The 7,187-nt window shown below is 55.1% G+C and carries 6 protein-coding genes; all 6 read right to left on the bottom strand.

What is annotated here, in order from left to right; genetic code table 11:
- Nucleotides 1-476: 476 nt before the first annotated feature.
- The gene (locus RT513_RS18415; protein ID WP_313534214.1) at nt 477-1,250 is read right to left on the bottom strand and encodes a hypothetical protein; all 774 of its coding nucleotides are present in this window, start codon (nt 1,248-1,250) and stop codon (nt 477-479) included.
- A 538-nt stretch (nt 1,251-1,788) separates the two neighbouring features.
- Complete coding sequence (locus RT513_RS18410; RefSeq protein ID WP_313534213.1) at nt 1,789-2,283, bottom strand: hypothetical protein; 495 nt, start codon at nt 2,281-2,283, stop codon at nt 1,789-1,791.
- Between the two features lie 12 nt (nt 2,284-2,295).
- On the bottom strand, nt 2,296-3,441 hold the full coding sequence (locus tag RT513_RS18405) for a HigA family addiction module antitoxin (protein WP_313534212.1): 1,146 nt from the start codon (nt 3,439-3,441) through the stop codon (nt 2,296-2,298).
- A complete protein-coding gene (locus RT513_RS18400; protein ID WP_313534211.1) occupies nt 3,441-3,743 on the bottom strand; it encodes a type II toxin-antitoxin system RelE/ParE family toxin in 303 nt (100 codons plus the stop codon). The genes RT513_RS18405 and RT513_RS18400 overlap by 1 nt, the downstream gene beginning before the upstream one ends.
- Nucleotides 3,744-4,076: 333 nt before the next feature.
- A complete protein-coding gene (locus RT513_RS18395) occupies nt 4,077-5,228 on the bottom strand; it encodes a reverse transcriptase family protein (protein WP_313534210.1) in 1,152 nt (383 codons plus the stop codon).
- A 176-nt stretch (nt 5,229-5,404) separates the two neighbouring features.
- On the bottom strand, nt 5,405-6,625 hold the full coding sequence (locus RT513_RS18390; protein ID WP_313534209.1) for a hypothetical protein: 1,221 nt from the start codon (nt 6,623-6,625) through the stop codon (nt 5,405-5,407).
- Nucleotides 6,626-7,187: the final 562 nt, after the last annotated feature.

Here is a 7,187-nt window from a genome sequence, read left to right as displayed (position 1 = left end):
CTCGTCACGAGGCTTATCCGATGCGCCATCACCCTGGCGCAATAGCCAGCCCCCAGGTCAGGTCTCCTGCCGCACCTGCGAAGTGATCCACCCTAATGCACCTCGCTCAAGTGAGAGCCGAGGAGTCCGAGCAGAGGCTGCAGAGGGGAACGGGTCACACTTTGCCCTGAGGAGCGTCTGACCCATCCCGCCGTGAAGGATCGGCCCCTTACCGGCCGTTCGACCTGAACATAAGCTGCTTGGCCGCACTCCCGTAAGCGGCCGTTTGACGCGTGGTGTAGAAAACCGCCAGTCGGAAGGTTGGCATTCGGGATATAGCCAATCCTCGTACCTCTAGCCGACGACCGTCAGCCCCGTCCCTGCCGCCTGTGCGTGGAGGGCGAGCGAGGCTAGCTCGGCGGCCATACGACCCAGTTACAACATTTCTACTTTCTGCGGCAGGCGACAGTTTAACTTGGTGACAACACACACACGCTTTAGTCGGCGCGATGGATTAAGGTCATAGCATCAAGGAATTCGGGCTGTTGAGCGAGGATCTGTGCCTCTCGCCGCACCAGGCCCATTACGAATTCTCTCGCCTCCGCTAGGGTAGTCTGCCTACGAGGCGGCGCCCCCCGCCAAGCTCCATGACGTGCGGCCGGCCCCAGAATAGAAAAATTATTCGCTGTGCCGCGAAAGGCACTTAGCTGCGCATTCGTGATTCCATATCGTTCGATCATATCCCTATCGCTCAAATCAAGGTGCTCAAGAGCCGAGAAAAGACTGATCCAGTTCACGCCGAGATATCCGAACGTAAGCGCTATATTACGTATTTTCTTGCTATGAAGGCATAGAGCACAGAAATTACCGCTTACTGTTGACCTAAACTCTCGCTCCGTGCGACGCCAATTAACCCATCCCTCATCAAGTGCGGAGTAAGGCATCGTAAATTCGAGACCGGCGGGCCACACGGAAAATCTGCCAATTTCTCGCAATGGCTCAGCACAAAGCATGCGATGAGTCCCCATGTGAAGAGTTGGCTCTACCGCGAAAATTTCAAACACACCGTTTATCAAAAGAGAAAGATCTCTTGCGGTGTTTACAGCGGCGGGTGCATCCCTGTACCGCTCAAGATGGGGAGACGTAAGAAAGTAGTCAGTGATGTCGTCACGGTAAGGATCAACCATGATTCCGAACAGGAGCCAATTTGGGTCAAAATCTTGTAAATTTTCAAACCTGATGTCGCGCTTTAGTTCGATTATCCAAGTCACGGCTTTCTCCTGCTTACCTAACCGTCTCAGTGCAGATGTACTAAGGTAAGCAGAATGTGAAGCCCCGCTAATCGCTGCTTTGCCCAAATCGCGATAGCCTCATATGATTTCGCCGCGCTAGGTCTAAATTTAGGGTACGGTGTGTGCTTCTGTACAAGATTGGATGGCGTCGACCGTCAGCTCTGAGCTCGACGAAGCGCAGCATCCCGGTGCGGCGGCACAGGAGAAGTGAGAGTTCGATCCGAAACCCACCGAAGGTAGCTTTCCACATGCTGCATACGTGGGTAAAGGATACTTAGGCAAGCACCAGCTAAATTTTTGAGCGTAAGCAAGCCGAATTCGGGGTCGTTATCTATCAGCTACACTGATGAAGAGGGCACCAAACACCGCGTGAGGCTAGCATCCGTTCGATAGGGCAGCGAGCTAGTTTTACGGAGATTGGAAGGTCGGAATATTCTGATGTCTGGTTTTACGTCTACTTGTGGGATTTTCTGTCGCGAGGGGGCGCCTCTTTCATCAACTTAGAGGTGAATTTCGTTTATGCTACATCATCCTCATCATCTTCAACGCTTTCCGAGATTCTGAGTTCGGCAACGTCGTCGGTGAAATCAGTAAAAAGGTTCAACTGCGGCTCGTCCCTGTGAACCTTTTTCATTCTGTCGACGTCGCAGACCGCCCTGTAGACATCGCGGGCAATCGCATCGCGCCTCTGTTTGACAGACTTCTGACGGAGGGATGGCGAACCACCTGTATCCGTGTCAAAGTAATGCTTGATCGCCTCACCACCCTCAAACAGGGTCGCCGACTGAAATGCACGGTAAGTGAAGCGTCCGTCTTCGTCCCACCGCTTTGCTTGACGCAACGACTGCGTCACTTGCCGCCGTAGCATCTGTTTTATGTCGACGGGGTTCGGTATGAGACGCCGGTTCGACAGAGCCCATTCAACGAAATCACCCGGATCCGCCGACTCGTGGCCCGTTTCAGCAACCCACTCTTCCCAAAGATTCACAACCTGCTCGCTGAAATTTGCCATACTCCGGCCTCCTTAAAGTTCCACGCGGGGGACTGCGTCCCACCCGTCGACAGCTTCCCACTCTTTCAGGAAAGCCCGAATGCTTGTCTGATACTTGCGCAACCAGTTGTGGCGGTTCGTCTTGTGCTGAATCTGCCCAATCACGATTGCCGGATGGATCTGAGCCCGCGCTGCAAATGCGCGGACGTCTTTTTCGGAAATGTAAGGGCTCTTTCTAAGGATGAAGGACTGCAACATCGCTTGGTCGACACAGAAATCAGCCGCAGCCGCATTTGCGACCATTTCACATTCAGGCAGGTCGGGGTTTCCTGAGCCCAGATTCCCATCAAAATCGTCAATTGGTGCGAATGTATCTTCCCGGCCATCGCCGCGAAGAACGTGCTCGATCTCATGGCGCAACACAAAGCAAAGGTTATCGATCCGGTCTAGCCGGTTGGTGAGACCGATGACCGGCTGATCGTCAAGCCAAGTACAAACGCCATCAATCTTTGATCCAGAGATCTGTTCCACGAGGACTAGCCTGACGCCGCACTTCTTCAACAGAGCCGGGATTCTGGGCAGGTCATCCGGATCGATAAAATGCGAGCGAAGCGAAGGAAGAACACCGCGCAGGGCTTCCTCAGAATACGTCGGGCAATCGATGGTTCGCGCAACACTTCGGACGCGATGAAGCCACACATACTGGCCCGGAAGAATTTCCGAATAGGATGACTTGCGAGCAGCGTGAGCAATGACAGGAGCGTCACTGACGAACGGAACCTCATCGCGACGGAACTTACCAAAAAAACGCACCATCTGCACATCAAGAAGGCTGCTCTCTGTATCTTCGATCCAGCCGCGCTTAATCATCTCGCGAACCGGAAACACCGCAGCCCACGATGCTCGCGTCCTAACCCCAGGATCCGCTTTCTTTGCGCGACCCAGATCGTACTGTTTCTGCAGATTCATGAAGAATTCTGCGGGCACGTCGAAGGCGTCTCCGAGCATGTTGGCAGAGTCAGGCGTAACGTCCGTCTTACCCTTTATAAGACGATTCAACTGGCTGACATCCCAGCCCAGTACGAATGCCAAGTCAGCCTGCGACCAGCCCCGCGCCTCAAGTTCTTCGGCGATGAACTCCCCAGGATGCTCCGAAGGTAGGATTTCAAGACTGGCCATCAGTGATAGTCCTCAATGCTCAATATCGTGATCGTCGGCGGCTTGGTCCCTTCATCCAAGGTAAAAACCAACCTGAACTGGTCGTTCAGACGCACAGACCGCTGGCCATCTCTCCCCCCTCTCAGCTTCTCGTAGTGCAGACTCTTCCAGTTCCTCAGCGACCGCTCATCCGGTGCCGCACGAAGAACTGCAAGCTTTCGCCGTGCGGACTTGATGATTGCCACCGAAAGGCGCGTGGTCCCGACCTGATCAGTCTCGATGAGAGCAAGTGCGGCATCAGCGAATTCTACTTCCATTGCCATCTTCTACCGCTCCTTGCGCCGCCACGCAATGTCAAATTGACTAGATAAGTCAATTTGTATTTTTAAGATGATTGTCAATATGTTATGCTGGACAGCGCGATGCAGACCACCCATGGAGCCGTCCTCGCTGAGTTGCGCGCGCGGCTGTAGTCGCCTGCCCCCACACCTGCGTGACGGGTTGCTACCCGGGCGAATCCCCGCGAGCGGGCTGATCGTCCTGCACGACCCATATGTGTTTGCGAGTGACCTGAGACTCGACTTCGCTTGAGCTTTTTGGAGGCCCGTTGGTGGACTTCTAGCTTCATGCGGCCCTGGTTCTCAGTCTCCATTGCCTTAGAATCGTTGTGGCCCCAATGGTGGCCAATCAATCGACTCAAAGCTCTGCAAAGCGAGCGCACCATAGTCTGGCTCAACGGTTTCCGCCCAGGCGATCAAGCCGCGAACATGATGGAAGATACCGGATACCGAAGTCTTCCGTGAAGATGCATGCAAAGACGGCCCCTGCGACGGGGAACTGAGGAAGTGTAGATGCATGCGGATGTTATCCTTGTATTCTCGAGGCAATCGCGGCCGCTCTTTATCGACCAACATGCCTAGAACAATCCGCCTTGTGCCTGGCCCGCGAATAACCGTTTTCCTGTGGTTGGGCCGAAATCCTGAATCATTGAGCTTGCCTAAAACCAAGCGCTTGAAGCGTTGGATGTGCTCGAAATTATCTTCATTGCCGCAGGAGAATGCCAAGTCATCGGCATACCTTGTATAGGTCATACCGTGCTCCTCAGCGAGCTGGCTTAAGATCTCATCGGTCTTCAGCATTGCAAGGTTGGCGAGCATGGGACTCGTTGGCGCTCCTTGCGGAAGCATCCCTTCATGCTTGCACTGATAAAGCGGAATTGCCGGCCAACGTACCGATGGGTCAGGTCGCGGCCCAAGTCGTTCGCAGGCAACCGTGGTCAATCTTGCGAGTTCGAAGGAAAGGAGGCGCGGAAACCCTAAGTCCTCGAAGACAGCTGCGACGCGCCCCTCCGACACAGTGTGAAAGAACTCTTCGAGGTCAATCTTGAGCAACCAAGCGCATCCACAATGCTCTGCCGCCGCTTCGTAAGGTCGGCAGTCTGGATGGAACGCGTAACTGGCCCCGTGTGGCCGTGTGAATTGCAGAATGTTATCGACGATCCATCTCTGAAGACCCATTAAGGTCTTATTCGGTACGCTGATCATTCGAACGCGACTTCGGCCCGGAATACGCTTCTTGAGATAGAAGAACTTGTATGGTCGATGCACACGCCGCGCCACCAATTCGCGAAGATGCAGGAACGGAATGTCGGTCAGATAACTGAGGTGCCTGAGCGTTAGAACTGGCGTGATCCTGGGATCGACCGCGCGAATCCGCTCGAAGGTCGACACGGCATGGTCGAGTACGGCATCGTCGATGCCTTCACGACGGCCTTGGGAGCGGTAGCGTTGAGAGTTCGGCGCCGACATCTACTTTGACCCACCCGGGTGGGTGGTACTGCGCGTCGCGGCCAAGACACCGCCAGACGTGACGTGCAGTATCGCGCAGCGTGAATAGTCCGCTCCTCTTAGAGAACGCCGGAAATCCAACGTTCCAAGCCCCCAAGGGACCCATCGCTGCCGAAGCAGCGCATTTCTAGACCCCATCACCGAGCCCTCAACTGAGTGGGATAGTAGAATGGTTTATTCGACTTTGGAAGAACTGGATTGCGTGCGCGGCGCTGCTTGAGCCGCCGAAGCTCGGATCGCCCGAGCGCAGATAATGTCAGCTTCCGCGTCGTCCAACGGGCAATTTCAGTGAAGTCGACGATCTCTCGGACCGTCTCGAGCTTAAGCCTGCTGTACGCCGATATCTGCGCACGCGAGCGAGCGCCGACGTCGATTGCGGCCAACACCAGCATTGTTTTGATCCATCGGCGTCCACGCGAGTCTGACAAGTAGGTTTCGGCATCGCGGATACGAAGCAACTGCTCTGCGCGCGCAGCAAGCTCCTCACGATTGGTACTGGGAAATTCTCCCTTGGCCGCGATGGTGCTGCGCTGCTGAAAGAGTGGCGCCCATTTGCTCCAACCACGATGCAGGATGGGCGGAACATTGTTTGGCACACCGTGCTCGAATGCGATTAGCGCTCCGGCCCAACCGTAACCGAGCGGCGATTTTTCACCTGGGGGATAAGTTCGGCACAATCGGTTCACCGCGTCACGCGCGGGTTTGCGGAACGCGGATTCTATCGTTGGACATCCCGTCACTGTGAGTATTTTCGGTCGCAACCGGCTTGATCGCACGAGGTGCAGACCCTGCTCAGTGCCCGAATACGCGACAACGTAAAAATCGATCAAATGGTACGACTGCCAACTTCGAATGGAGGCGACAGCACGAAATGCCTCAAGCATCTCCCAAACCCGCTGGCCCGATCCTATGAAATCAGCAACGATTATGATCGGGCCAGCTTTGCGCTTGCGCAGCAGGTTCGGGCCCGGGTGGTTCAGCGTCTTCTTCCCGTTCGCACGACAATAGCTGGTGATGAGATTCGCGATCAGACCTTCGCTTCCGACCTCAGGGCGATCGGGATTGAAGGGAATAGGCTGCGGACCCTTGCCGACCGCCCGCCCCACCCGGGTACCAGGAAATATTGGCAATATTTGGTTCTTGTCCCATTCCACTTCGCGTTCTGCGTAGAAAGCGAGCGGCCCCTGATTTTCATGCTCCGCACGGATTTTTTCGAACAACTTTGTGACGCTGTTCGATAGCTCTCCGCCGCTGACGAAAAGCATTTCGTCGATAAGGCTGGCGGCGATCTCTCGATCGGTTTCTGAGAAACGCTTTAGCCAGCGTTCTGCAACCTTGCTTTCAGAGAATCGCGACACCTAGCCTATCCTTGTGAAGTCTTTCATTCTAAGCAGGCTTCTCTAGTCTCTATTAACCGTCCAAAGCTCTGAACATTACACGGCGATATAGTCATAGGTATTTGTACTTCGCTCAACCCAAGCCACAACGTCCGTGTCAGTCTACCGATATGGTTCGTGATGCGCTCAGCTACTCCACGCTCCTCACCTCTAATCATGCAGTGTGCAAAAAATGGTAGCAATCCCAAATGCACCTCAGAGATCGATGTTCGTGCGATGGTAACACCGTGGACGTCCGCTCTACGGTCTGCGTTAAATCGTGTTCGCGGTTAAAATTATGAACCGCTTTCCACCCCGCGTAGCGGATCCGACCTCTGCCTCGCAGCGGTCCGCCCGAGCGACCGCTCCGGCAAATTGCTGCGGCCGCAATGCCGCATTGCGGTCAGACAGCTTTCCGCCCTGCCCGTCGATCCCGCTGCAACGCAGCTGGCTCCTCCTATCCCGCGGGGTTGACGTTTACTGCGGCCGCGTATTGCTACCTGTCCCGCGACTTCGCGAAGCCCCGGTCTTTCGACCGGGGCCT

This window comes from Haematobacter sp., assembly GCF_032102465.1.
Taxonomy (GTDB): Bacteria; Pseudomonadota; Alphaproteobacteria; order Rhodobacterales; family Rhodobacteraceae; genus Haematobacter.
This window is presented reverse-complemented; position numbering and strand designations above follow the sequence as displayed.

What these genes read in the sequence shown, in the direction of transcription:
- RT513_RS18395 (WP_313534210.1), bottom strand. Translation starts at nt 5,228, where the DNA reads ATGTCGGCGCCGAACTCTCAACGCTACCGCTCCCAAGGCCGTCGTGAA.
- RT513_RS18410 (WP_313534213.1), bottom strand. Translation starts at nt 2,283, where the DNA reads ATGGCAAATTTCAGCGAGCAGGTTGTGAATCTTTGGGAAGAGTGGGTT.
- RT513_RS18400 (WP_313534211.1), bottom strand. Translation starts at nt 3,743, where the DNA reads ATGGCAATGGAAGTAGAATTCGCTGATGCCGCACTTGCTCTCATCGAG.
- RT513_RS18405 (WP_313534212.1), bottom strand. Translation starts at nt 3,441, where the DNA reads ATGGCCAGTCTTGAAATCCTACCTTCGGAGCATCCTGGGGAGTTCATC.